Genomic DNA, 23,567 nt, shown 5'->3' on the forward strand with positions numbered 1-23,567 from the left:
CGTGCTACAACAGCGCCTGAACCGGGGAACCTCTCCCTGCCGATTTCATAGGAGACACGCAATGGATTTGGCCTTCACGCCCGAAGAACTGGCGTTCCGCGACGAGATTCGCGAATGGGTGCGCGCGCACCTGCCCAAGGAGATTTCCGACAAGGTCCACGACGCCCAGCGCCTCACCCGCGAGGACCTGCAGGGATGGGCCAAGATTCTGGGCAAGAAGGGCTGGCTCGGCTACGGCTGGCCCGAGCAGTTCGGAGGCCCCGGCTGGAACGCGATCCAGAAGCACCTGTTCGAAGAAGAATGCGCCATGGCGGGCGCGCCGCGCATCGTGCCCTTCGGCCCGGTGATGGTGGCGCCAGTGATCATGGCCTTCGGCTCGCCAGAGCAGCAAAAGCGCTTTCTGCCCGGCATCGCCAGCGGTGAAGTCTGGTGGAGCCAGGGCTACAGCGAACCGGGCTCGGGGTCGGATCTCGCGAGCCTCAAGACCCGCGCCGAACTCGTGGGCGACAAATACATCGTCAACGGCCAGAAGACCTGGACGACGCTCGGCCAGTACGGTGACTGGATGTTCAACCTCGTGCGCACCAGCACCGAGGGCAAGCAGCAGGCGGGCATCAGCTTTCTGCTGCTCGACATGAAATCCCCCGGCGTGACCGTGCGCCCGATCAAGCTGCTTGACGGTGAATGCGAGGTCAACGAGGTGTTCTTCGACAACGTCGAGGTGCCTGCGGACCAGCTCATCGGCGAAGAGAACAAGGGCTGGACCTACGCCAAGTACCTGCTCGCCCACGAGCGCACCAACATCGCCGACGTCAACCGTGCCAAGCGCGAACTCGAGCGCGTCAAGCGCCTGGCCCAGCGCAACGGCGTGTGGGACGACGCGCGCTTCCGCGACCAGATCGCGCTGCTGGAGGTCGACGTCATCGCGCTCGAGATGATGGTGCTGCGCGTCCTGTCCGCGGAGAAGGCGGGCAAGAAGTCGCTCGACGTCGCGGGCCTGCTCAAGATCCGCGGCAGCGAGATCCAGCAGCGCTACACCGAGCTGATGATGCTGGCCGCCGGCCCCTTCAGCCTGCCCTTCATCCAGGAGGCCATGGACGCCGGATGGAACGGCAGTTTCCCCGGCGGCGACGTGCTCAATGCGCCGCTGGCCGCCAACTACTTCAACATGCGCAAGACCACGATCTACGGTGGATCGAACGAGGTCCAGCGCAACATCGTGGCCCAGACAGTGCTCGGTTGAAAGGGAGACAAGCAACATGGATTTCGATTTCACAGAAGACCAGCAGTCCCTGCGCGACGCGGTCGCGCGCTGGGTGGACAAGGGTTACGCCTTCGAGCGCCGCAACGCGATCGTCGCGGCAGGCGGTTTTGATCGCTCCGCCTACGGCGAGCTCGCCGAACTCGGCCTCACGGCGCTCACCGTGCCAGAGGCCAACGGCGGCATGGGCCTCGGCGCCGTCGACGCGATGATCGTCATGGAAGAACTCGGCAGAGGCATCGTGCTCGAGCCGCTCACGCAGACGCTGATCGCGACCAACGTGCTGAGCCAGTTTGCCGACACGGCCACCAAGGACCGCTGGCTGCCGCGCATCGCGGGCGGCGAGGCGCTGGTCGTGCTCGCCCAGCAGGAACTCAAGTCCCGCTACCGCCTCGACGTCTGCGAGGCCAAGGCCAGCAGATCGGGCAGCGACTACACCGTCTCCGCAAGCAAGAGCATTGTCCCGGCGGGCGACCAAGCGGACGCATGGCTGGTTCCCGCGCAGCTCGATGGCCAGATCGCGCTCTTCCTCGTCGAGCGGAGCGCCAGCGGCGCAAGCAGCCAAGGCTACGTCACCCAGGACGGCAGCCGTGCGGCGGAAGTCCGGCTGACGGACGCTCCCGCCGAACTGGTCACCACGGATGGACTCGCTGCCCTCGAATCGGGCGTAGACACCGGCATCGCAGCGCTCTGCGCCTATGCGATCGGCGCGATGGAGAAGACCCTGTCCGTCACCACCGAATACATGAACCAGCGCAAGCAGTTCGGCGTGGCGATCGCGAGCTTCCAGGCGCTGCAGCATCGCGTGGCCGACATGAAGATGCAGCTCGAGCTGGCCCGCTCGATGAGCTATTTCGCCAGCCTCAAGCTCGGCGACGACCCTGCCGCCCGCCGCCGTGCGCTCTCGCAGGCCAAGGTGCAGATCGGCAACTCCATGCGCTTCGTCGGCCAGCAGGCGGTGCAGCTGCACGGCGGCATCGGCGTGACCGACGAGTACATCGTGAGCCACTACTTCAAGGCGCTGACGCAACTGGAGATGACTTTTGGCGACACGCTGTATCACCTCGGCCAGGTCTCCGACCGCATGAAGGAGACGGCCGGCGTGTTCGGCTGATCCGCGCAATCGCGCACCCATCAACGCCCCACCGGCCCCGCGCCGTGGGGCGTTTTGCGTTGACGCGTTCAGACGCCCCTCACATGCGGTAACCACAGCAAACCGCCTTTCAACATGGTCGTTGACCAAGTGCAATGACGAATCCACGATAATGGAGAGTTCAGCGCCGGTGATCCGGCCCCGTCACTCCGAAAGTGACCTTTTGCCAGACTGATCTGGCCGTATGAAGTTTTATGAGCGCTACTGCCACATCCTACGATCCGATTCGCAAACTGCTGGAAACGGCAACCCAGCAGATTGAAAAGAACGAACTGCACGAAGCCGCGCAGACGCTCAACGAATGCCAGAAGCTGTGGCCCAACGACGCCCGCGTGTTCATGCTCGCGGGCCTGATGGCCGAGAAATCCGGCAACATTCCCGCCGCCTTCGATGCGCTGCGCCGCAGCGTGGCCGCCGACCCCAACTGGACACCGGGTGAACTTCAACTCGCGCTGCTGTACTCGCGCCGCGGCATGTATGACAAGGCCATCAAGCACGCCGAGCGCCTCGCCAGACGTGAGCCGAACAATGCGCTGGTGCTCGCCCACCTGGTGGACTTTGCCCACGCCGCCGGCAACATGGAGCTGGCCATTCGCGAAATCCGACGCGGCCTGACCTACCTGCCCAAGGACGTGCAGCTGCGCCGGGTACTGGCCAACGACCTGCAGGTCACCGGCCAACGCGCCGAAGCGCTCGAGGTCTGGAGCAGCCTCATTGAAGACAACCCAAAGGACGAGATGGCCCTGCTCGGTCGGGTCACGACGCTGATCGAAGGCGGAAAGCCCTCCGCCGCCACCAGCGACACCACCACGCTGCTCGAGCTTTCGCCGGGCAACACGATCTACGCCTACTACAGCGCGATCGCCCACGGCGTGACGCCGGACCATCAGCCGCCGGAACTCAACCGCATGCTGTTCGACAGCATGGCCGAAGGCTACGATCAGGCCGTGGTGCGCGGCCTGCACTACCAGCTGCCCAAGATCGTCGCAGAGAAGATCATCCAGCGCTTCCCGACCAAGTCACTGAGCGTGCTGGATCTGGGCTGCGGCACCGGCCTGCTGGGCGTGTGCCTCGGCCGTCTCGACGGTTTCCTGATCGGTGTGGACATCTCCACCAAGATGATCGAGCAAGCGGCGCGCCACGAAGTCTACGATCGCTTCCATACGGTCAACATGCTGGACGCCCTGCGCGAGACTCCCGGCGACATCTATGAAGTCATCACCGCGCTCGACGTGTTCATCTACACCGGCGACCTGACGGCCACCGTGCCCAACGCCCATCGCATCCTGATGCCCGCAGGCGACCTGTACTTCTCGTGCGAGATCGCCCCCGAAGACGGCCCCGATCTGGTCCTGCAACCCTCGGGCCGCTATGCGCACAAGCGCAGCCACGTTCTGGCGCTGTGCAAACAGGCCGGTTTTGCCGACGTGCAGATCGAGGACCTCGTCCTGCGTGACGAAGCGGGTGGCCCGGTCAATGGCTTCCTCGTCACCGCGCGCAAGGCAGCCGCCTGATCACCGCACCAGTGCGATGAACCCAAAACGGCGCGTTTCCCACGCGCCGTTTTTCTTTGGATGGAGCCCCCGCTCAGCCGTGCCGGTGATTCACCCGCCGGGCGATCCACTCCCCTCCCAGCTGCAGCGCCGACACCAGCGCCACCAGCACGACGATCACCTCGAACATCACGCGCGTCTCGTATCGCTCGTAGCCGTAGCGGATGGCCAGATCGCCGAGTCCGCCCGCACCCACCGCACCCGCCATGGCCGATGCGTTGATCATCGCGATCACGGTGACCGTCATGCCTCCGATGATGCCCGGCAGCGCCTCGGGCAGCAGCACGTGGCGCACGATGTGCCAGCGCTTGCAGCCCATGGCGCGCGCGGCCTCCACCAGACCGCTGTCCACGTCATTGAGGCTGACCTGCGCGATGCGCGCAAAGAACGGAATCAGGTTGATCGACAGCGGAACGATGGCCGCCCAGGTCCCGAGCGTCGTGCCCATCAGCAGGCGGGTGAACGGCAGCAGCGCAACGAGCAGGATGATGAACGGCACCGCGCGAAACAGATTCACCGCGAGTGACAGTCCCTTGTGGACACGCGGCCGCGCATACAGGCCGCGCGGGCCGGTGAGCGTCAGCACCACGGCCAGCGCCAGCCCCACGCCGATGGCGATGACCGACGAGACGCCCACCATGACCAGCGTCTCACCCAGAGCCTGCAGATATTTCTCAATGGGAGCCGACATAGCCCAGCACCTCCAGATGATCGGCGCCCGTCGCCACGCGCAGCGGCTCGAGCGAAGACGACGAAGACGAAGACGACGACAACAACGTCGCCGCAGGAACGGACACCAGCACCTGTCCCAGAGAATGCCCGCTCAGCCTGTCGATTCCGCCATGCAGCAGCGTCACATCGGAGCCCAGCGCGGAAAGCGCCTGCAAGGAGACCCCCTGCCGCTGATGCGCCCCTTCATATCGCAGGCTCAATACGGCACGCGACATGCCGGCCGAAGGCGCAGGCTGCAGACGTTGCGCGAGGTCCTGCGGAATGTCCTGCCGGAGCGGCGAGAGCAGCGCGCGGCTGGCGTGGGACCCGGGCGCGCCGAACACCTTCCACACGTCGCCGACCTCCTGCACGCTGCCTTGGTCCAGCACCATCACCCGATCGCAGATCGCGCGGATCACGGCCATGTCGTGCGTGATGAGCACGATGGTCAGGCCCAGTTGCCGGTTGATGTCCCGCAGCAGCGCCAGAATCGATTGCGTGGTCTCGGGGTCGAGCGCCGACGTGGCCTCGTCACAGAGCAGCACTTCGGGCGAATGCACCAGCGCACGCGCGATGCCGACGCGCTGCTTCTGCCCGCCCGAGAGCTGGGCCGGATACGCATCCGCCTTGTCCACCAGCCCCACCAGATCGAGCAGCTGCAGCACCCGTTGATGGATCTGCGCGGGCCGCGCTCCGGCCACGAGCAGCGGCAGGCCGATGTTCTCTCGCACGGTCTTGGCGGACAACAGGTTGAAGTGCTGGAAGATCATTCCGATCTTGCGACGCAGCGCGACCAGCCCGTTCTCGTCAAGCTGCGCCGGATTCACGCCATGAATGCGCACGCTGCCGCGCGTCGGCCACTCCAGCGCGTTGATGGTGCGCAGCAGCGTCGACTTGCCCGCGCCGCTGCGACCGATGATGCCGAAGACCTCGCCCCAGCGCACATCGAAGCTCACTGCAGACAGCGCGTGCACATCGCCCGCCTCGCCGCCAAAGGACTTGCCGACGTCTTCAAAGACGATGTGCGGCTCGAGCTGCACCTGCGGGGGAAGTCGGGTCATCGCCTGCTCCTCAGAACGCGGGAATCACCGAGCCCTGGTACTTGGTCTCGATGAACTTGCGCACCGGCTCGGACTGGTAGGCACCCACCAGCGCCCTGGTCCACGGCGCATCCCGGTTTTCGGCGCGCACGGCGATGAGGTTCACATAGGGATTGCGCTCGCGCTTTTCCACCGCGATGCCGTCGCGCGTCGCGACCAGACCCGCCTGATATGCAAAGCTGTTGACGATGGCGGCGGTCGCCAGATCGTCAAGCGAGCGCGCAAGCACCACGGATGCGACCTCCACCAGCTCGACCTTCTGGTGCAGCTTCTTCACGTCGGCCAGCGTAGCTGTGCCGGTGAACGGATCAAAGCCATCGCGCAGATCGAGCACTCCCTGATCGCGCAGCACGACAAGCGCGCGCGTCTGGTTGCTCGGGTCATTGGGAATGCCCACGCGCGCGCCTGCCGGAAGGTCGGCGAGCTTCTTGTACTTCTTCGAATAGAACGCAATCGGCGAAATGTAGGTATCGCCAGCCGACACCAGCTTGTAGCCGCGCTGCTGATTCTGGTCGCGCAGGAACGGCACATGCTGGAACGAGTTGGCCTCGAGATCGCCGTTGTTCACGCCCTCGTTGGGACTGACCGAACCGCTGAGCACCACCGCCTTCACGGCCAGACCGCGCTCCTTGGCCACCTGCGTGACGACCTCCCAGATTTCTTCGTCCACCCCGCCGCGCACTCCCACGCGGATCACCGAAGGTGTCGCTGCCTGCGCAGCAGTGGCGCCCCACATGCCGACCGTTGCCGATGCCATCCATGCTGCACCGGATGTGCGGAGAAATTCGCGTTTGTTCATCATGATGTGTGCTGCCTTTGCGTGCTGAAAATCCGTTGAGATGAACCCAGTATCCATAGCAGGGCACCGGTAGAACAACGAAGCTTTTCAGCTAAGCACATGACTTTTGTTGGCGCGTTCGACCCCGATTTCCGCATGCTTTTCAATGCACACGACCGCCCTTCACGAAGCGCACGGGCTCCGCATCCAGGCTCCGGATGATGCGGGTGAGCTGGTCATCTCCCGCCACTGCTCCCGCTGCTGCTCCCGCAGTTGTCGTCTGATCCGCGAGCGGTGACTTGCACAGCAGATCGTCGTCGCTCCATGCCGCCGCTCCGCGCGCATTGCGTGCGCGCAGCCAGCCGCTGCGGTCGGTCAGCCACTGGGTTTCGTCCAGCGTCGCATGGCCGTTGATGAGCGCCACCGCCTCGCGCGCATCCATCACCGAAGTGACCACGCAGTCGACGGAATCCGGCGGTGCGGAAGCGGAAGATCGCGCAGGCAGCCACACGGTCAGCGCACGTGGATCAGGCAGCAGCTTCTGTGGATCGGTGGTCGTCAGCAGAACGCGCTGCGCTTGAAAGTCACCAAGCCGCCGCTTGCCCGCGTCATGGCAGCGCAGTGCCATGTCAGGCAGCCGCACGGGCTGCGACCAGTTGCCGGTCGCGCGCAACAGCTCGCCCGCAGCCAGCGCGCGCAGATAGTGCAGCAGCTCCCAGGTCTCGCGCAGGCTCAAAGATTCGCCGAAGCCGGTCATCGTCTGCCGACCATCACGACCCTGAACGCCGTGACGCACGGCCCAGAGCAGATCGCCGTCGGCGCGTCGCCACAGCAGCGGGCTCGCGAAGTTCGGCGGCCAGACAGGCTGCACCGCCGCCAAAGTCCCCTGCCCCTTGCCATCCGCGCCATGGCATTGCACGCACTGCGCCGCATAGAGCCGCGCGCCGCTTGCAATCGCGTGATCCGTGAGGGGCTCGGAGGCCGCATGAAAACTCGTGGGATGCGCATGCGTGAACAACACGGCTGCAGAGGGCCAGGGCGCAAGCACGAGCGCCAATGCACTCGCACCCCACAACCAAGGCCGCCCCCTGCGCCACCAGATCGCTGCGAACAACAGCAGCATCACGCCAGCAAGCACCAGCAGACTGATCGCGAACCGCCGCGCCTCGGCCTGGTCGATCAGCAGATTCTCGCCTGCCAATCTCCAGCCCCAAGGCCACGCGGCCTGTCCGTCCACATCGCCGACAAGGCCCAGCCCATGCATCGCGCGCAGCAGCGCCCACTGGACGCGATGCATTCCCTCCAGCAGCCATTCGAGCCAGATGGCGCTGTTCGTCACATCATTCAAAGCGTGTCCGGCAAACCCAGATGAGAGAGCGCCTGCTGCCGCAGCTCGACAAAACGCGACTGCGCGCGGTGACGCGGATACGGAAGATCGACATGCAGCTCGGCCACCGCACGCGCAGGACGTGGCGAGAAGACGATCACGCGGTTCGCCAGAAACAGCGCCTCCTCCACGTCATGCGTGACCAGCAGTACCGAGAAGCCCGCACGTTGCCAGAGCTTGAGCAGCTCGCTTTGCATCGACAATCGCGTGAGCGAATCGAGCTTGCCAAGCGGCTCATCGAGGATCAGCAATTGCGGGTCGTTCACCAGCGCACGCGCCAGAGCCGCGCGCTGCGCCATGCCGCCCGAGAGTTGATGCGGGTAGCTGTTCGCGAACTCCGTCAGCCCCACCAGCTCGAGCGCCTCGTCGATGCGCGCATGCTGGTCCTTGATGACCTTGCGCGCCTGCAGCCCGAGCGCCACGTTGTCGCGCACCGTGCGCCACGGGAACAGCGTGGGGTCCTGAAACACCACGATGCGCGAAGGATCGGGCTGGTCGATCTCCTTGCCGTCCTGCGTGATGCGGCCCTGCGTAGGCTCCTCCAGGCCCGCGACCAGACGCAGCAGCGTGGACTTGCCACAGCCGCTCGGCCCGAGCAGCGCAACGAACTCGCCGGGCTTCACCGCAAGGCTCACATCGTCGAGCACCGCCAGCGCGCCCTGCTTCTGCGCAAAGCTGTGACTCACATGCTCAATGTCGATCCCGGCACCGCGCTCCGTCACCGGCGCATCAATGACCGCATCACTCACTGCTTGTGCTGAATTCACCATTTCACGGTTCCTTTCTGCCAGACCAGCACACGGTCACGCAGGGCGAACAGCAGCGTGATCAGCCCGGAGCACAGCACCGCCATCACCAGCAGCGCGCCGTACATGTTGGCGTAGGCCGCCCAGCCCTGGGCCCACTGCAGATACCAGCCAAGGCCCGCCTTCACGCCCATCATCTCCGCGGTGATCAGCACCGAGAACGCCGCACCAAGGCCCATGAAAAGGCCGACGAAGACCTGTGGCAGCGCGGCCGGAATGGCGACGCGCAGCACCAGAAACCAACTCGACGCTCCAAGCGTGCGCGCCACGTCGTAGTAGCTCTTGTTCACGTTGGCGACACCCGACCAGGTCAGCACCGCGACCGGGAAGAACGTGGCCAGCGCGATCAGAAACACCGCGGCGCTGTAGCTCGACGGCGCGAAGAAGAACGCCAGCGGCAGCAGCGCCGACGCGGGAACCGGTCCCAAAAAACGCAGCAGCGGATGCACCCAGTAGCCCGCGATGCGCGACCAGCCCACCCACACGCCCGTCACGAAGCCAACCACCGCACCAATGGCGATTCCGTTGACCAGCAGACGCAGCGAATGCGCAATCGACAAGCCCAGCCGGCTCGCGTCGTCGATGAACACCTCAAACAGGCTTTGGGGCGGCGCGAAGAACGGCGGCGGCAGCGTGCCGGTCTTGGCGGTCAGCACCTGCCAGAGCGCAAGCAGCCCTGCACCGGCGATGAGCCACGGACCGGCGGGCCTGAGCTTCTGAAAGAAGCCACCAAGCCGCTCGCCCGCCAGCGAGATCGCCAGCAACAGCACCGCGACGGCCGCCGCCGCAATGGCGAACTCCTGCGTGTAGGCCCAGTCGCTGAAACCGATCTCCTTGTTGGGCCAGAACGCGGTCAGCGCCGCGAGCCCGAACCACGCGAGCGCGGCCCATGCCCCCTGCTTCCAGAAAGCGAATCGCGCAGCGGTGCGCACGTCCTTGGTTCTGGTCTGTGCGGATGATGACGGCTTGTGCACCGGCGTCGCTGCGCCCGGTGCGGTGAGAGAAATGGGCAGGCTGCTCATGACAGTACATCCAGAGAAACATGGTTGGCAAAGCGCACGGGATCGGTGCTCTTCTTGAGAATCCCGGCAGTACGGAAATCGGCCGCGAAGTCACGCACCTCGTCGCGCAGATTGCCGCCTGCGGGATGGTGCTTGTAGGTCAGCTCGGCCAGCAGCTTCTGCAGATCGTCGACCTCGAACTTGGGCGTGTACTTGGCGAAGATGCGCGCCGATTCGTTGGGGTTTTCGGCCACGTATCGCGAGGCCTGAGCCAGTGCGCGCACCACGCCTGCGACGTGCTTTTTGTCCCCGCGCGCAAACTTGCCTCCCGCGCCCAGCACGCAGCAGATCTTCTCGGCGTACTCGCCCTTGGCGCTGTTCCCAAGCTCGGTGAAAACGCCGGGGTTGCGCTTCTCGATGAGATAGAGATTCGGGTCACCATCCGCAATCGCGTGCACCTCGCCCTTCTTCACCGCCACATCCAGCAGGTCGGCCGGATAGACGCGCCACTCGACATCCTTCTCCACATCGAGCCCCTTCTTCGCCAGATGAATGCTGTAGAACTGCTTGGCCGGAGCGTTCAGGTCGGCCACGCCGATCACCTTGCCCTTGAGCGTCTTCACGTCCTGCGTGACGCCCGCCGCATTCACGCCGACCAGCCGCAGGCAGCCACCGTGCACGCTGCCCACCAGCTTCACGTCGAGCCCGGCTTCTAGCGGCTTGACCCAGCGGTGGATCAGGCCCACTCCGACCTCGGCCTTGCCGGTCGCGAGCGCCTCCAGCAACTGGTCGGCCGCGCCGCCCCAGTTCAGCACCTCGACCTGCAGGCCGTTCTGTTCAAAGAAGCCGCGTTCCAGAGCGATCGGCACCGGCACCTGGCAGAAGCTCGCCTGGCTCCAGGCAAACGTGATCTTGCGCGGCTGCGACAGCACCGGAAGCGGAGCAAACGCCGCTGTGGCGGCGGTGCCGGCGACCGCGGCACTGGCGAGAAACTGACGGCGGCTCAGACCATCGAGCACACCCACTGGACCCAATTCGTTCATGAGAAAACTCCCTGTTCGTTCGTTGATCGATGGGCTGAACGATAGGCAGGCGAGACGGCTTTTCCAACAAAGAATTCCGCGTATCGATATGCGCAATCCACGCCGCACGGGAGTCGCCACGCAGTGCATATGCATCTGCAAAAAGCTTCGTAGGCAGCGCTTTCGGGCACGTTCACGATGCGCTCATCAGCAACTCCAACACACCAACAACGGAGCACCTCATGAGCCTCAACGACTACCTCACACACAAACGCAGCGCCGTGCTGGCGCGCGACGAACGCATCGCGAAGGGAGCGGAGCAGGCGCACACGCTGCAGGCCCATGTCACCGCCGAGGGACGCAGCGGAGTGCGCCGTCTGCGCATCCGCGAGCACCAGATCATCAGCGACAGTCCGTACGATTTCGCGGGCTTCAACCTCGGCCCCTCCTCTCCCGAGCTGCAGCTCGGCGTGCTCGGCACCTGCGTCACCCACATCTTCGAGATCCAGGCGGCCAAGCTGCAAGTGCCCCTCGAACACCTTGAAGTGAAGGTGCAGGGCCGCATCGATCCGCGCGCCGGTCATCCTGGCCACGAAGCCACACCGATCTGGCCGCACGACATCGCCTACGAAGTGCAGGTGGAAACGACGGCCAGCGACGAGCGCCTCGCCGAGCTGTTCGAGGCCGTCGAGCGCAACTGCCCGATTCTCAACCTGCTGCGCAATCCGCAGCGGATCGCAGGCCGCGTCGTGCGCACCGCAAGCACCTCGCAGAAGAAATCCGAACCGCAAGCGGTGGCGGCATGAGCGAGCCCACAGTCCCTCCGTGGCACGCGGACACCATCGTGCTGCACTCCGGCTACAACGGGCACGAGCACCAGCGCAGCGCAGCCGTTCCGATCTACCAGAGCACTTCGTATCTGTTCGAGAACGCGCAGCAGGGGGCCGACCTCTTCGACCTCGTCGAGGAAGGCCACATCTACGCGCGCACCGGCAACCCCACGCAGACCGTGCTGGAGGAGCGCATCGCGCAGCTCGAGGGCGGTACGGCCGCGCTGGCCGTGGCGTCCGGCATGGCGTCCATCGACATGGCGATCGCGACGCTGGCACAGGCGGGCGACCATGTGGTCGTCGCATCGCAGCTCTATGGCGGCACGCAGAACCTCATTGCCCATGTGCTCAAGGCGCGCGGCATCACGAGCACGCTGGTGCATCGCGGCGAACTCGCGCGGCTCGAGCAGGCGTTCACGGCGCAGACCAAGGCCGTGTTCGTCGAGTCGGTCGCCAACCCTTCCGGCAACATCGCCGATCTCGCGACCATCGCCGCCAAGGCACATGCGCACGGCATCGCGATCATCGTGGACAACACCAGCGCCACACCGCTGCTGATCCGCCCGTTCGATCACGGCGCCGACATCGTCGTGCATTCGGCCACCAAGTACATCGGCGGACATGGCAACGTGATCGGCGGCGTGATCGTCGACGGTGGCCGCTTTGACTGGGCCGCGCATCCCGAGCGCTATCCGCAGTTCACGACACCCGAGCCCGCGTTCCACCACTTCGTGATCACCGAGAAATTCCCCGAGTTTCCGTTCGTCGCGCGCACGCGCACCGTGGTGCTGCGCAACAGCGGCGCATCGCTTGCAGCGCTCTCGTCGTTCCTGCTGCTGCAGGGGCTTGAGACGCTCGCGCTGCGCCTTGATCGCATCAGCCGCAACACGCGCGAACTGCTCGACTTTCTGGTGCAGCACCCGCTGGTCTCGCGCGTGAGCCATGTGTCGCAGCCCCACCATCCGGACCACATCCACGCACGGCGCTATCTGCGCGGCGGGCATGTGCCGGGGCTGATCTCGTTCGAACTCCATGGCGGGCGCGACGCAGCGCGCCGCTTCTACGACGCGCTCTCGCTGTTCCAGCGCCTCGTCAACATCGGCGACAGCAAATCACTGGCCGCGATTCCCGCCGAAACCACGCACCACCTACTCACCGACGACGAGCTGCAGCAAGCTGGCATCGCGCCCGGACTGGTGCGACTTTCAGTGGGCATCGAGCATCCCGAGGACCTGATCGCCGATCTGCGCCAAGCGCTGCTGCATGCCGACGCCCCGCGCACCGAACCATCGCACTTCACTACCCCAACATTTGCACTGGAGGAACACCCATGAGCGCAGCCGCATTGGCCCTTGCCCAAGCCCCCGTTGAAGACCACGACGCCGCGACCGCGCTGCCGGTCATCGACCTCTCCGAACTCGACGCGCCAGGCGAGCACGCGGCGTTTCACGAACGACTGGCACGCATAGCCCGCGACACCGGCTTCTTCTATCTTGAAGGTCACGGCATCGACGTGCAGCGGATCCGCACGCTCGAGCGCCTCACGCGCGAGACCTTCCAACTGACTGCCGACGCCAAGGACCGCATCGCCATCCGCAACACGCCGCACTTTCGCGGCTACACCGGCGTGGGCGGCGAGATCACGCGGCTCAAGCCCGATCTGCGCGAGCAGCTCGACTTCGGCGAGGAACTGCCCGCGGTCACCTCGAGCGACCCGGAACATCCCGTCTGGTGGGGGCTGCAGGGGCCGAACCAGTGGCCCGATGAACTGCCCGAGTTGAAGCCCGCCGTGCTCGACTGGCTTGACGAAACGCGTGTCGTGGCCGAGCGCCTGCTGCGCGCGTTTCTCGTCGCGCTTGGCCAGGCGCCCGATGCGCTCGACGCGCTGATCGGCGCGCCGCGCAACCATCGGCTCAAGATCATCCACTACCCCGGGCAGCCTCAGGGGCAGTCCGACCAGGGCGTGGGCGCGCACAAGGACGGCGGCCTGCTCACGCTGCTGCTGCAGGACGATGTGGGCGGTCTGCAGGTGCTGGGATCGAATGGCTGGATCGACGTGCCGCCGCGAGAGAATGCCTTCGTCGTCAACATCGGCGAGATGCTGGAGCTCGCGACCAACGGCTATCTGCGCGCCAACGTACACCGTGTGGTCTCGCCTGGCAACGGCGCGGATCGCTACTCCATCGCCTACTTCTTCTCGCCGAGCCTGCACGCGCAGGACGTGCCGCTGCTCACGCTGCCCGTGGCCCTCGCCGAGCAGGCCACCGGTCCCGAGAGCGATCCCGACAATCCGCTGTTCCGCCACATCGGCACCAACGCGCTCAAGGGCCGCATCCGTTCGCACCTCGACGTGGCCGAGCGCTTCTATCCCGCGCAGTTCGCGCTGCTCAAGGCCCAGGCGGTGGCACATGGCAGGCCGCTGCAGGCATCAGCATACTGACTGGTCAGACTCCGAGCAATTGAGCCAGTCGTTCCGGCTGCTCGTGCAGTTGCGCGGAGTCCTCTGCAACCACCAGTCGCCCCTTCTCCATGACCACCGCGCGGTCCGTGTGGGCCAGCACCTTGCGGTAGTCGCGGTCCACGATCAGCGTGGAAATGCCGGTGCCGCGGATCTCGGCGATCACGCGCCAGATGTCGGCAACGACCAGCGGCGCAAGGCCCTCGGTGGCCTCGTCCAGAATCATCAGGCGCGGGTTGGTCATCAGCGCGCGGCCGATCGAGACCATCTGCTGTTCGCCGCCCGAGAGCTGATTGCCGCCGTTGTTCCAGCGTTCCTTCAAACGCGGAAAGGTCTCGAGCACGCGCTCGTAGGTCCAGTGCCGCTCGCCGTTCAGACCCGCGCGCGCGCTCATCAGCAGGTTTTCCTTCACCGTGAGATTCGGGAACACGCCGCGCCCCTCGGGCACATAGCCGATGCCCAGCCGCGCCATCTTCTCGGGCGGCGCGCCGGTCACCGGTTTTCCGTCGCAATGCACGCTGCCGCTGCGCGCGCGCACATAGCCCATGAGCGTGCGGATCAGCGTCGTCTTGCCCATGCCGTTGCGCCCGAGCAGACCCACAGCCTTGCCACGCGGAATGTCGAGGCTCACGCCATGCAGGATGTGGCTGTCGCCGTAGTAGGTATGCAGGTCCTCGATGCGGAACATGCCGCTGTCCGCGCTTGCCTCAGCCATGTTGCTCTTCCCCTAGATAGGCGGTGCGCACGACGGGATCGACGCGGATCGCATCGGGCGTGCCGCTCGCGACCACGCTGCCGTTGACCATCACCGTGATGCGGTCAGCGATGCGGAACACGGCATCCATGTCGTGCTCGACCAGCAGCACGGCGTGGTGTGCCTTGAGCTCGCCCAGCAGCGCCAGCATGCGCTCGGTTTCTTCCGCGCCCATGCCCGCAAGCGGCTCGTCGAGCAGCAGCACCTCGGGCTCGGTGGACAGGCACATCGCCACTTCGAGCTGCCGCTTGGCGCCGTGGCTCAGGCGGCCCGCCTGCACATGACGCCAATGCAGGAGTCCGGCGCGCGCCAGCGCGGCCTCTGCACGCTCGTTGCTCAGCGCGCAGCCGCTTGCGGACTGCCAGATGTGCCACGGCCTCGGGTGGGCCTGCGCCTGCGCGGTGAGGCGGCAGTTCTCCAGCACGCTGAACTCCGGGAAGATCGTGGTGCGCTGGTAGCTGCGGCCGATGCCGGCGCGTGCGCGCTGCGGCTGGGACATCTGGGTGATGTCACGGCCGTCAAGCGTGATCGTGCCCCCGCTCGCGGCAATCTCGCCCGACAGCATGTTGATCAGCGTGGACTTGCCCGCGCCGTTGGTGCCGATGACCGCATGCACCTCACCGGGATGCAGGTCGAGATTCACTTCGTTGACGGCGATGAGTCCGCCGAACCTGCGCGTGAGGTGGCGCACCGCGAGCTTGGGCATGGATGCGTCGCTCATGCGCGGCTCCTTCGCTTGAACAGCTCGCCCACCCCCATCACGCCCTTGGGCAGCAGCGCCACGAGCACGATGATCGCGATGCCGAGCGTGAGCTGCCAGTGGTCGGCAGCGCCGCCGACCAGCGCGTGGGTGCCGAGCAGCTCCTTGAGCAGCACGAAGGTGACGGTGCCGACCACCGCACCGCGCAGCGATCCGATGCCGCCCAGAATCACCATCAGCAGCACCTCGCCCGAGTGGTGCCAGGCCAGCAGTTCGGGATTGACCACCCCATCGCGCGCGGCCAGCAGAAATCCCGCCACGCCCGCGAACACACCGGCGATCACGAACGCCGCGAGCTTGTACCAATAAGTCGCGAATCCCGCCGCTCGCATGCGCTGCTCGTTCACGCGGATGCCCGCGAGCGCCGCGCCAAAGCGCGAGCGCGCGATCAGCGCGAGCAGCAGATAGACCAGCACCAGCGCGCACAGCACCACGTAGTACTGCGTGCGGCTGCTCTCCATGTCGAGCGCGCCGATGGCGGGGCGCACCATGAGGTAGATGCCGTCGCTGCCGCCGCCCACCGAAGTGTCGTGAAAGACGAAGTACGCCAGCTGCGCGAACGCGAGCGTCACCATGATGAAGTAGACGCCCTTGGTGCGCAGGCTGAATGCACCGATGAACAGCGCAGAGAGCCCGCTGGCCGCCATCGCGGCGAGCAGCAGCACGAGAAAATTGCCGCCCTCGGGCGACGAAGCGAGCACCGTCGCATACGCGCCGATGCCGAAGAACGCCGCGTGGCCGAGGCTCACCAGCCCCGTGCCGCCCACAAGCAGCTGCAGGCTCAGCGCGAAGATCGCGAGGATCATGATCTTCACGACCAGATCGGAAAGGTAGGAAGACCACACCGGAGCCAGCGCCGCGAGAATCACCGCGACGACCATCGGCCAGATCAGGCCGCGCAGCCCGCGCTCGGCATTGCGCGCGGCGGCGGGCATGCTTTGCTCGGTCACCATCGGCGCATCGGCGTAGCTTTGTTCTGCCGACTGCAGCTCGGTCAGGGGCGTGTTGCTGGTCGCCATGGCTCAGCTCCTCTTGCCCATGAGGCCTTCAGGCCGCCACACGAGGATGATGGCCATGAGCAGATAGATGCTCATGCCGCTGAGCTCCTGGAAAAACACCTTGCCGAAGGTGTCGACGAAGCCGACCAGCAGCGAGGCGACGAGCGCCCCGGTGATCGAGCCGATGCCGCCGATGACCACCACCACGAAGCAGATGATCAGCACGCTCGAGCCCATGTTCGGGTAGACCGACGCCATCGGCGCGGCGATCATCCCCGCGAGCGCGGCCATCGCCACGCCCAGCGCGAAGACGATGCGGTACAGCCGCTTGATGTCGATGCCGAGCCCGCGCACCATGTCGCGATTGCTTGCTCCCGCGCGCACCATCATGCCGAGGCGCGTGCGGTTGACCATCCAGTACATGGCGGCCGCGACGAGCAGACAGACCAGCGTCGCGAACACGCGATACCACGGGTAGCTCATCATGCCGAGCAGCGAGAAGCTGCCGCTGAGCCACTCGGGCGGCTGCACGCCGTGCACGTCGTTGCCGACGAGGATGGCGCGCAATTCCTCGAACACCAGAATCAGGCCGAAGGTCATCAGCACCTGCTGCAGATGGTCTCGCTCATACAGAAAGCTGAAGAACGCCCATTCGAGCAGATAGCCCAGCACCACGGCGAGCACCACGCCGACCAGCAGCATGGTGATGAAGTGCTGCCCCAGATACGGCGCGAGCGCGAACGCCATGTAGGCGCCGATCATGTAGAAGCTGCCGTGGGCCAGATTGATCACGCCCATGATGCCGAAGATCAGCGTCAGCCCCGATGACAGGAGAAACAGCAGCATCCCGTACTGAACCGAGTTCAGGCACTGCACCAGAAAAGTCGCAAGATCCACGGCAGCCCCGAATCAGTCGTCGTGTCGATGAGAAAGCGGCGCCAGGGCGCCGATGTTCAAACAGTGCTCAGAGTTTGCAGCCGCGCGCCGGATCGGCCAGTCCCTTCACGGCCACGCCGAGCTTCTTGTTTTCCTTGCCATCGACCTTGCGCAGATAGATGTCCTGCACCGGGTTGTGGGCCTTGCTCAGCGTGAAGTCGCCGCGCGGGCTCGCGATGGTGGCTTTTTCAACGGCCGCGCGGAACACGTCCTTCTTGTTCACGTCGCCACCCGCCGCCTTCAGGCCCACGGCCAGCATCTGCGCGGCGTCATAGCCCTGCACGGCATAGACGTCGGGCATGAGCTTGTAGGCCTTGGCGTAGTTGGTGCGGAAGACCTTGTCACGCTCCGTGCCCAGTTCGTCGGCGTAGTGCAGCGTGGTCAGCATGCCCTGAGCGGCCTCGCCCTGCGCGTCGAGCGTTCCGTCGGTGAGAAAGCCCGGGCCGTAGAGCGGGATGGTCTTGGACAGGCCCGCCGCGTGGTAGTCCTTGACGAACTTCACCGCGCCCGCGCCCGCGAAGAACGCGAACACCGCATCGGGCTTGGCCGCCGCTATCTCGGTGAGCAGCGCCTGGAATTCCACGTTCGGGAACGGCAGCGTGAGCTGCTTGTTGACCTTGCCGCCGTTCTTCTCGAAGCCTTCCTTGAAGCCCGCGACCGCCTCTTCACCGGCCGCGTATTTCCAGGTGATGGTCATGGCGTTCTTCTTGTTCTCCTGCTTGGCGGCGACCACGCCCATCGGGTAGGCGGTCTGCCAGTTGCTGAAGGACGAACGGAAGATCGTCGGCCCGCACATCGGCCCGGTCACCGCGTCGGCTCCGGCGTTCGGCACGATGAGGATGGTGTTGCTTTCCTTGGCCGCGCGCGCCATCGCCATGGCCACGCCCGAGTGCACCGTGCCGACGATCACGTCGACCTTGTCACGCTTGATCAGGCGGTTGACGTTGTCGGTCGCCTTGGAAGGATCGGATTCGTCATCGACCTTGAAATACTCGATCTCGCGCCCGCCGAGCTTGCCGCCCTGCTCGCCCACATACATGCGAAAGCCGTTCTCGATGGCCACGCCCAGCGCAGCGAAGGTGCCGCTGGCGGGCAGCATGAAGCCGACCTTGATCTTCTCCTGCGCGAATGCGGTGCCCCCCATTCCCGCCAGCGCGGCAAGCGATGCCAGCGTCATCGCGCCCCTGAAATTCCATGCGTTTTTCATTTGGGTTGTCTCCATTTTCTGGCGTCAATATCTGTATGCCGATGATCGCGTGTGTTGGCCGATCACGATGTGGGGAATGCCCGTAGCGTGCACCGGCAGCAACGCAATTGTTGGCTCGGCCGGGCTGCGCTTTGCGCGCCTTCAGGTGGCGGGCTCGCGCAGGCGAAAGCGCTGGATCTTTCCCGTCGCCGTCTTGGGCAGCTCGGCCACGAACTCGATGAAGCGCGGATATTTGTAGGGCGCAAGCCGCTCCTTCACGAAGGCCTTGAGTTCCTCCTCGCTCGCCAACTTGCCGGGTTTGCAGACCACGAACGACTTGGGCTTGACGAGTCCGTCCTGGTCGATCTTTCCGACCACCGCCGCCTCGAGCACCGCCGGGTGCTGCATCAACGTGGCCTCCACCTCGAACGGCGAGACGTAGATGCCGCTCACCTTGAGCATGTCGTCGCTGCGGCCCGCGTAGGTGTAGTAGCCATCGGCGTCGCGGCTGTACTTGTCCCCGCTCTTGAGCCACTCGCCGCGGAAGGTGTCGCGCGTCTTGCTGCGGTTGTTCCAGTACATCAGCGCGGTGCTCGGGCCCTTGATGAAGAGCTCTCCGATCTCGCCATCCGCCACCGGCTTTCCGTCCTCGCCACGCAACTCCACCTCGTAGCCCGGCACGGGCTTGCCGGTGCTGCCGTAGCGAATGTCATCGGGCCGGTTGGACAGAAAGATGTGCAGCATCTCGGTCGATCCCAGACCATCGACGATGTCCGCGCCGAAATGCGCCTTGAAACGCTGGGCGATCTCGGCGGGCAGCGCCTCCCCCGCCGACGAGCACATGCGCAGGCTGACCTGATCGCGCCCGGGCAGCGCCGGATGCGCCATCATTCCCGCGAACCCCGTGGGCGCACCGAAGAACACGGTCGGCTGGTGCTGCACCCAGCGCGAGAAGACGGCCACCGGCGTCGGCCGCTCGGCCATGAGCACCACCGTCGCACCCACGCTCAGCGGAAAGGTCACGGCGTTGCCGAGCCCGTAAGCGAAAAACAGTTTGGCCGCGGAAAAGCAGATGTCGTCTTCGGTGAGCCCGAGAATCGCCTTGCCGTAGAGCTCCGCCGTCCAGTACGGATTGGCCTGGGTGTGCACCGTGCCCTTGGGCTTGCCGGTGGAGCCCGACGAATACAGCCAGAAACCCGGATCGTCGCCCATGGTGCGGGCGGGCAGCGCGAGCGGCGTCTGCACCTCCACCCAGTTGTCAAAATCCTGATAGCCGTGCGGCATGCCGTGTGCCTCGCACGAGCGCGCCACCCAGATGTGCTGCACCTCATGTTCGCCGCGCTTCAGCGCCTCCTGCACCATGGGCACCAGCGCACCGTTGGTCAAAATCGCCTGCGCGCGGCAGTTCTGCAGCAGGTAGGCGTAGTCGTCGGCGGTGAGCAGCGTGTTCACCGCCACCGGCACCACGCCCGCATACATGGCGCCAAGAAAGCTCACCACCCATTCGCGCATGTCCTGCATCAGCAGCAGCACCCGCTCCTCGCGGTGCACGCCGCTGCTCACGAGCGCATGGGCCATGCGCCGCGCCTGATCCTCAAGCTGGCCGTAGGTCAGCGTGCCGTGGTCGTCAACATAGGCCACCTTGTCGGCACGGGCGCGGTTGGCATCGAACAGGTGGCGCGCAAAGTTGAAAGGCCGGTCGAAATCCACCGCCGTGGTCCCCGCCTGCCGCTCGGGCATGAGGTTGACGACTTGCAGCATGGCTCGGTTCTCCTGTCATCTGTGATGGTGCGCGATTGCGTGCATTTGACTGCTTCCACGCCCACTGAATATGCACTATGTTGCGCATAGATCAAAGATAGTTAGGATAGAATTCACTGTCAAGCACTATATTGCATGATTCGTATTTACCCTTGGGATGACGTCGTGCAGCAGCACACCGGCGCGAAAGCACCGAGCCAAAACACGATCAACCCAGTGTTTATCATTCATGCCTTCTTTCAGGAAGTCTTATGGAGCAGATGCACGCCGACAGCGCAGCGGGTGACGCGGGGCACGACGGCCCCACCGACGCGGACCCAAGGAATCAGGTGTTGCAGGCCCTGGGCGAGCGGGTTCGCCAGTTGCGCGCGCGGCGCGGCCTCACCAGGCGCGGCCTGGCCGTCAGCGCCGAGGTTTCCGAACGCCACCTCGCCAACCTCGAGTACGGCACCGGCAACGTCTCCATCCTCGTGCTGCACCAGATCGCCCAGGCGCTGCAGTGCTCCATGGCCGAGCTGCTCGGCGACGTCACCACCTCCAGCGCCGAATGGCTGCTGATCCGCGAACTGCTCGAGGGCCGCAGCGAGGACGACCTGCGCCGCGTGCGCGTCGCCGCCGGTGAACTGCTGGGCACCGCGCCAAGCGGCGATCAGCACCGCCACTCGCGCATCGCGCTCATCGGCCTGCGCGGCGCGGGCAAATCGACGCTCGCCAAGATGCTGGCCGACGACCTCGGCGTGCCCTTCATCGAGCTCAACCGCGAAATCGAAACCCTGGCCGGCTGCAGCGTGCGCGAGATCTACGACCTCTATGGCGTGAGCGGCTACCGCCGCTACGAACGCCGCGCGCTCGAAGAAACGGTGCAGATCTACGCCGACGTGGTCATCGCCACGCCCGGCGGCATCGTCTCCGACCCCGCCACCTTCAACGAGCTGCTGTCGCACTGCACGACCGTCTGGGTGCGGGCCCAGCCCGAGGAACACATGAGCCGCGTGATCGCCCAGGGCGACACCCGCCCCATGGCCGCCAACCCCGAAGCCATGGAAGACCTGCGCCGCATCCTCGCCGGCCGCGAGGAGTTCTACGCCAAGTCCGACCATGTGCTCGATACCAGCGGCCAGACGCTGGAGCAGAGCTTCGCGCGGTTGAAATCGCTGGTCGCGACGTAAGAGCGTGTTGACGCTCCAGGAGCGTGCCTGCGATCTCCGGCGCTGCAGCGGGATCGCGCCCTGAACACCTTTTCGCCTCATGCACCCCGCCATGAGGCGGTCCGTGCTTTCCCTAGGAATCCGCAAAAACTGCATCATATTGCATGTTTTGGCGTGCACAAAAAATCACAGGCTGCATAATTGTGCCAATCGCGACCGATTTGATGCATTATTATTCATCTCACGAGGCAGCCCATGTCCCTGCAGCAGCACCCCATCGTCGACTACCGCACCGCGCCCTCGCAGTACCGCCACTGGTCGTTTGAAGTGGACGGTCAGATCGCGCGCCTCAAGCTCGACATCGCCGAGGACGGTGGCATCCGCCCCGGCTACAAGCTCAAGCTCAACAGCTACGATCTGGGCGTGGACGTGGAGCTGCACGACGCGCTCAACCGCATCCGCTTCGAGCAACCCCAGGTACGCACCGTGGTGGTGACCAGCGGCAAGGACCGCATCTTCTGCTCGGGCGCGAACATCTTCATGCTCGGTGTCTCGTCACATTCATGGAAGGTGAATTTCTGCAAGTTCACCAACGAGACGCGCAACGGCATGGAAGACAGCTCCAAGCACGACGGCCTCAAGTTCATCGCCGCCGTCAACGGCGCCTGCGCCGGCGGTGGGTACGAGCTGGCTCTCGCCTGCGACGACATCGTGCTGATCGACGACCGCTCGTCCGCCGTCTCGCTGCCCGAGGTGCCGCTGCTCGGTGTGCTGCCCGGCACCGGCGGCTTGACGCGCGTGACCGACAAGCGCCATGTGCGCCACGATCTGGCCGACATCTTCTGCACCAGCGTGGAAGGCGTGCGCGGCCAGCGTGCGGTGGACTGGCGTCTGGTGGACGCGATTGCCAAGCCCGCGCAGTTTGCCGACACGGTGAAACAGCGTGCGGAAAAGCTGGCTGCGGGCAGCTCGCGCCCCGCCAACGTGCAAGGCATCCAACTCACCCACGTGGAGCGCGAGCTGACGGACAGCAGCCTGCGTTACGCACATGTGCACGTGGAAATTGACCGGACCAAGCGCACCGCGACCATCACGGTGAACGCACCGACGGCGACGCCGCCAACGTCCGCCGACGCCATCGAAAAACAGGCGGCTGCCTGGTGGCCGCTCGCCATGGGCCGCGAACTGGATGACGCGATCCTGCATCTGCGCACCAATGAGCTTGACATCGGCACCTGGATTCTCAAAACGCAAGGCGATGCGGCCAACGTGCTCGCGCATGGCGCATCGATGCTGCTGCACAAGAAGCACTGGCTGGTGAGCGAGACCATCGGTCTGCTGCGCCGCACCTTTGCGCGGCTCGATGTGTCTTCGCGTTCACTGTTTGCGCTGGTTGAGCCGGGTTCGTGCTTTGCCGGCATGCTGGCTGAACTGGCCTTCGCGGCCGACCGTACCTACATGGCCGTTCTGCCCGATGAGCCTGACCGCGAGCCGAAGATCAGCCTGGACGAATTCAATTTCGGGCTGCTTCCTTTGGTGAATGACCAAAGCCGTCTGCAGCGCCGCTTCTATGAAGAAGAGGCACCGCTCCAGGCCGTTCATGCGAGCATCGGCGACGCACTCAATGGCGACGATGCGTTCAGGCTCGGCCTCGTCACCGCCGCGCTCGACGACATCGATTGGGAGGACGAGATCCGCATCGCGATTGAAGAGCGCGCGGCGATGTCCTCCGATGCACTCACGGGGCTCGAGGCCAACCTGCGCTTCAACGGCAAGGAGAACATGCTCACGCGCGTGTTCGGTCGCCTCTCCGCATGGCAGAACTGGATCTTCATCCGCCCCAATGCCGTGGGCGAAAAGGGCGCGCTCAAGCTCTACGGGTCGGGCCAGAAGGCGGGCTTCGATCCCAACCGAGTCTGAGTCTGAGTCTGAGCACGAAGCACCGGATCACAAAGGAGAAGAGA

21 protein-coding genes are annotated in these 23,567 nt (G+C 65.2%); 8 read left to right on the forward strand and 13 right to left on the reverse strand.

Annotated elements, in window-relative coordinates:
* Positions 1–61: 61 nt before the first annotated feature.
* The 3 genes from ISG32_RS05845 (at position 62) to ISG32_RS05855 (ending at position 3,928) form a co-directional block, all read left to right on the forward strand.
* Positions 62–1,243: an acyl-CoA dehydrogenase family protein gene (locus ISG32_RS05845; RefSeq protein ID WP_194770065.1), complete on the forward strand. Its 1,182-nt coding sequence runs from the start codon at positions 62–64 to the stop codon at positions 1,241–1,243.
* Between the two features lie 16 nt (positions 1,244–1,259).
* A complete protein-coding gene (locus ISG32_RS05850) occupies positions 1,260–2,375 on the forward strand; it encodes an acyl-CoA dehydrogenase family protein (RefSeq protein ID WP_194770066.1) in 1,116 nt (371 codons plus the stop codon).
* A 233-nt stretch (positions 2,376–2,608) separates the two neighbouring features.
* Positions 2,609–3,928, forward strand: a complete 1,320-nt coding sequence (locus ISG32_RS05855; protein ID WP_194770067.1) for a tetratricopeptide repeat protein — start codon at positions 2,609–2,611, stop codon at positions 3,926–3,928.
* Between the two features lie 73 nt (positions 3,929–4,001).
* Here the strand turns inward: ISG32_RS05855 and ISG32_RS05860 are convergent, their stop codons facing one another.
* The 7 genes from ISG32_RS05860 to ISG32_RS05890 form a co-directional block, all read right to left on the reverse strand.
* The gene (locus tag ISG32_RS05860) at positions 4,002–4,658 is read right to left on the reverse strand and encodes a methionine ABC transporter permease (protein ID WP_194770068.1); all 657 of its coding nucleotides are present in this window, start codon (positions 4,656–4,658) and stop codon (positions 4,002–4,004) included.
* Positions 4,642–5,739: a methionine ABC transporter ATP-binding protein gene (locus ISG32_RS05865; RefSeq protein ID WP_194770069.1), complete on the reverse strand. Its 1,098-nt coding sequence runs from the start codon at positions 5,737–5,739 to the stop codon at positions 4,642–4,644. Before ISG32_RS05865 ends, ISG32_RS05860 begins: the two co-directional genes overlap by 17 nt.
* Positions 5,740–5,749: 10 nt before the next feature.
* Positions 5,750–6,577 (reverse strand): MetQ/NlpA family ABC transporter substrate-binding protein, encoded by an 828-nt coding sequence (locus tag ISG32_RS05870; protein WP_194770437.1) that lies wholly within the window; start codon positions 6,575–6,577, stop codon positions 5,750–5,752.
* Between the two features lie 142 nt (positions 6,578–6,719).
* Positions 6,720–7,895 (reverse strand): c-type cytochrome, encoded by a 1,176-nt coding sequence (locus tag ISG32_RS05875; protein WP_323745896.1) that lies wholly within the window; start codon positions 7,893–7,895, stop codon positions 6,720–6,722.
* A 5-nt stretch (positions 7,896–7,900) separates the two neighbouring features.
* Complete coding sequence (locus ISG32_RS05880) at positions 7,901–8,713, reverse strand: ABC transporter ATP-binding protein (RefSeq protein ID WP_194770070.1); 813 nt, start codon at positions 8,711–8,713, stop codon at positions 7,901–7,903.
* On the reverse strand, positions 8,707–9,771 hold the full coding sequence (locus tag ISG32_RS05885; protein ID WP_194770071.1) for an ABC transporter permease: 1,065 nt from the start codon (positions 9,769–9,771) through the stop codon (positions 8,707–8,709). The genes ISG32_RS05880 and ISG32_RS05885 overlap by 7 nt, the downstream gene beginning before the upstream one ends.
* Positions 9,768–10,793, reverse strand: a complete 1,026-nt coding sequence (locus ISG32_RS05890) for an ABC transporter substrate-binding protein (RefSeq protein WP_194770072.1) — start codon at positions 10,791–10,793, stop codon at positions 9,768–9,770. The genes ISG32_RS05885 and ISG32_RS05890 overlap by 4 nt, the downstream gene beginning before the upstream one ends.
* A gap of 221 nt (positions 10,794–11,014) precedes the next feature.
* Here ISG32_RS05890 and ISG32_RS05895 point away from each other — a divergent pair, with 221 nt between their 5' ends.
* The 3 genes from ISG32_RS05895 to ISG32_RS05905 are packed head-to-tail and all read left to right on the forward strand — an operon-like array spanning position 11,015 to position 14,042.
* A complete protein-coding gene (locus ISG32_RS05895) occupies positions 11,015–11,578 on the forward strand; it encodes an OsmC family protein (protein WP_194770073.1) in 564 nt (187 codons plus the stop codon).
* Positions 11,575–12,936 (forward strand): O-acetylhomoserine aminocarboxypropyltransferase/cysteine synthase family protein, encoded by a 1,362-nt coding sequence (locus ISG32_RS05900; RefSeq protein ID WP_194770074.1) that lies wholly within the window; start codon positions 11,575–11,577, stop codon positions 12,934–12,936. Before ISG32_RS05895 ends, ISG32_RS05900 begins: the two co-directional genes overlap by 4 nt.
* Positions 12,933–14,042, forward strand: a complete 1,110-nt coding sequence (locus ISG32_RS05905) for an isopenicillin N synthase family dioxygenase (RefSeq protein WP_194770075.1) — start codon at positions 12,933–12,935, stop codon at positions 14,040–14,042. Before ISG32_RS05900 ends, ISG32_RS05905 begins: the two co-directional genes overlap by 4 nt.
* Before the next feature lie 4 nt (positions 14,043–14,046).
* Here ISG32_RS05905 and ISG32_RS05910 read toward each other — a convergent pair whose 3' ends face one another.
* The 6 genes from ISG32_RS05910 to ISG32_RS05935 form a co-directional block, all read right to left on the reverse strand.
* Entirely contained in the window at positions 14,047–14,748 is a 702-nt protein-coding gene (locus tag ISG32_RS05910) for an ABC transporter ATP-binding protein (RefSeq protein WP_194770439.1), read from the reverse strand.
* A gap of 19 nt (positions 14,749–14,767) precedes the next feature.
* Positions 14,768–15,535: an ABC transporter ATP-binding protein gene (locus tag ISG32_RS05915; protein ID WP_194770076.1), complete on the reverse strand. Its 768-nt coding sequence runs from the start codon at positions 15,533–15,535 to the stop codon at positions 14,768–14,770.
* On the reverse strand, positions 15,532–16,593 hold the full coding sequence (locus tag ISG32_RS05920; protein ID WP_228529613.1) for a branched-chain amino acid ABC transporter permease: 1,062 nt from the start codon (positions 16,591–16,593) through the stop codon (positions 15,532–15,534). Before ISG32_RS05920 ends, ISG32_RS05915 begins: the two co-directional genes overlap by 4 nt.
* Before the next feature lie 3 nt (positions 16,594–16,596).
* Positions 16,597–17,469 carry a branched-chain amino acid ABC transporter permease gene (locus tag ISG32_RS05925; RefSeq protein WP_194770077.1) on the reverse strand — a complete coding sequence of 291 codons (873 nt, stop codon included), beginning with the start codon at positions 17,467–17,469 and terminating at the stop codon, positions 16,597–16,599.
* A 67-nt stretch (positions 17,470–17,536) separates the two neighbouring features.
* On the reverse strand, positions 17,537–18,715 hold the full coding sequence (locus ISG32_RS05930; protein ID WP_194770078.1) for an ABC transporter substrate-binding protein: 1,179 nt from the start codon (positions 18,713–18,715) through the stop codon (positions 17,537–17,539).
* Between the two features lie 141 nt (positions 18,716–18,856).
* The gene (locus ISG32_RS05935) at positions 18,857–20,434 is read right to left on the reverse strand and encodes a benzoate-CoA ligase family protein (RefSeq protein WP_194770441.1); all 1,578 of its coding nucleotides are present in this window, start codon (positions 20,432–20,434) and stop codon (positions 18,857–18,859) included.
* A 272-nt stretch (positions 20,435–20,706) separates the two neighbouring features.
* Here ISG32_RS05935 and ISG32_RS05940 point away from each other — a divergent pair, with 272 nt between their 5' ends.
* Both ISG32_RS05940 and boxC read left to right on the forward strand, forming a co-directional pair.
* Positions 20,707–21,624 carry a helix-turn-helix transcriptional regulator gene (locus ISG32_RS05940; RefSeq protein ID WP_194770079.1) on the forward strand — a complete coding sequence of 306 codons (918 nt, stop codon included), beginning with the start codon at positions 20,707–20,709 and terminating at the stop codon, positions 21,622–21,624.
* Between the two features lie 234 nt (positions 21,625–21,858).
* Positions 21,859–23,523 carry a 2,3-epoxybenzoyl-CoA dihydrolase gene (boxC, locus tag ISG32_RS05945; RefSeq protein WP_194770080.1) on the forward strand — a complete coding sequence of 555 codons (1,665 nt, stop codon included), beginning with the start codon at positions 21,859–21,861 and terminating at the stop codon, positions 23,521–23,523.
* The last annotated feature ends 44 nt before the right edge of the window (positions 23,524–23,567 follow it).

It is taken from the genome of Diaphorobacter caeni, assembly GCF_015354245.1.
GTDB lineage: Bacteria > Pseudomonadota > Gammaproteobacteria > Burkholderiales > Burkholderiaceae_C > Diaphorobacter_A > Diaphorobacter_A caeni.

Bases quoted from the DNA above. Each gene is read 5' to 3' on its own strand.
- boxC (WP_194770080.1), top strand. From the start codon at position 21,859: ATGTCCCTGCAGCAGCACCCCATCGTCGACTACCGCACCGCGCCCTCG.
- ISG32_RS05920 (WP_228529613.1), bottom strand. From the start codon at position 16,593: ATGGCGACCAGCAACACGCCCCTGACCGAGCTGCAGTCGGCAGAACAA.
- ISG32_RS05880 (WP_194770070.1), bottom strand. From the start codon at position 8,713: ATGGTGAATTCAGCACAAGCAGTGAGTGATGCGGTCATTGATGCGCCG.
- ISG32_RS05860 (WP_194770068.1), bottom strand. From the start codon at position 4,658: ATGTCGGCTCCCATTGAGAAATATCTGCAGGCTCTGGGTGAGACGCTG.
- ISG32_RS05905 (WP_194770075.1), top strand. From the start codon at position 12,933: ATGAGCGCAGCCGCATTGGCCCTTGCCCAAGCCCCCGTTGAAGACCAC.
- ISG32_RS05930 (WP_194770078.1), bottom strand. From the start codon at position 18,715: ATGAAAAACGCATGGAATTTCAGGGGCGCGATGACGCTGGCATCGCTT.
- ISG32_RS05935 (WP_194770441.1), bottom strand. From the start codon at position 20,434: ATGCCCGAGCGGCAGGCGGGGACCACGGCGGTGGATTTCGACCGGCCT.
- ISG32_RS05865 (WP_194770069.1), bottom strand. From the start codon at position 5,739: ATGACCCGACTTCCCCCGCAGGTGCAGCTCGAGCCGCACATCGTCTTT.
- ISG32_RS05915 (WP_194770076.1), bottom strand. From the start codon at position 15,535: ATGAGCGACGCATCCATGCCCAAGCTCGCGGTGCGCCACCTCACGCGC.
- ISG32_RS05910 (WP_194770439.1), bottom strand. From the start codon at position 14,748: ATGTTCCGCATCGAGGACCTGCATACCTACTACGGCGACAGCCACATC.
- ISG32_RS05845 (WP_194770065.1), top strand. From the start codon at position 62: ATGGATTTGGCCTTCACGCCCGAAGAACTGGCGTTCCGCGACGAGATT.
- ISG32_RS05870 (WP_194770437.1), bottom strand. From the start codon at position 6,577: ATGAACAAACGCGAATTTCTCCGCACATCCGGTGCAGCATGGATGGCA.
- ISG32_RS05940 (WP_194770079.1), top strand. From the start codon at position 20,707: ATGGAGCAGATGCACGCCGACAGCGCAGCGGGTGACGCGGGGCACGAC.
- ISG32_RS05900 (WP_194770074.1), top strand. From the start codon at position 11,575: ATGAGCGAGCCCACAGTCCCTCCGTGGCACGCGGACACCATCGTGCTG.
- ISG32_RS05890 (WP_194770072.1), bottom strand. From the start codon at position 10,793: ATGAACGAATTGGGTCCAGTGGGTGTGCTCGATGGTCTGAGCCGCCGT.
- ISG32_RS05855 (WP_194770067.1), top strand. From the start codon at position 2,609: ATGAGCGCTACTGCCACATCCTACGATCCGATTCGCAAACTGCTGGAA.
- ISG32_RS05885 (WP_194770071.1), bottom strand. From the start codon at position 9,771: ATGAGCAGCCTGCCCATTTCTCTCACCGCACCGGGCGCAGCGACGCCG.
- ISG32_RS05850 (WP_194770066.1), top strand. From the start codon at position 1,260: ATGGATTTCGATTTCACAGAAGACCAGCAGTCCCTGCGCGACGCGGTC.
- ISG32_RS05895 (WP_194770073.1), top strand. From the start codon at position 11,015: ATGAGCCTCAACGACTACCTCACACACAAACGCAGCGCCGTGCTGGCG.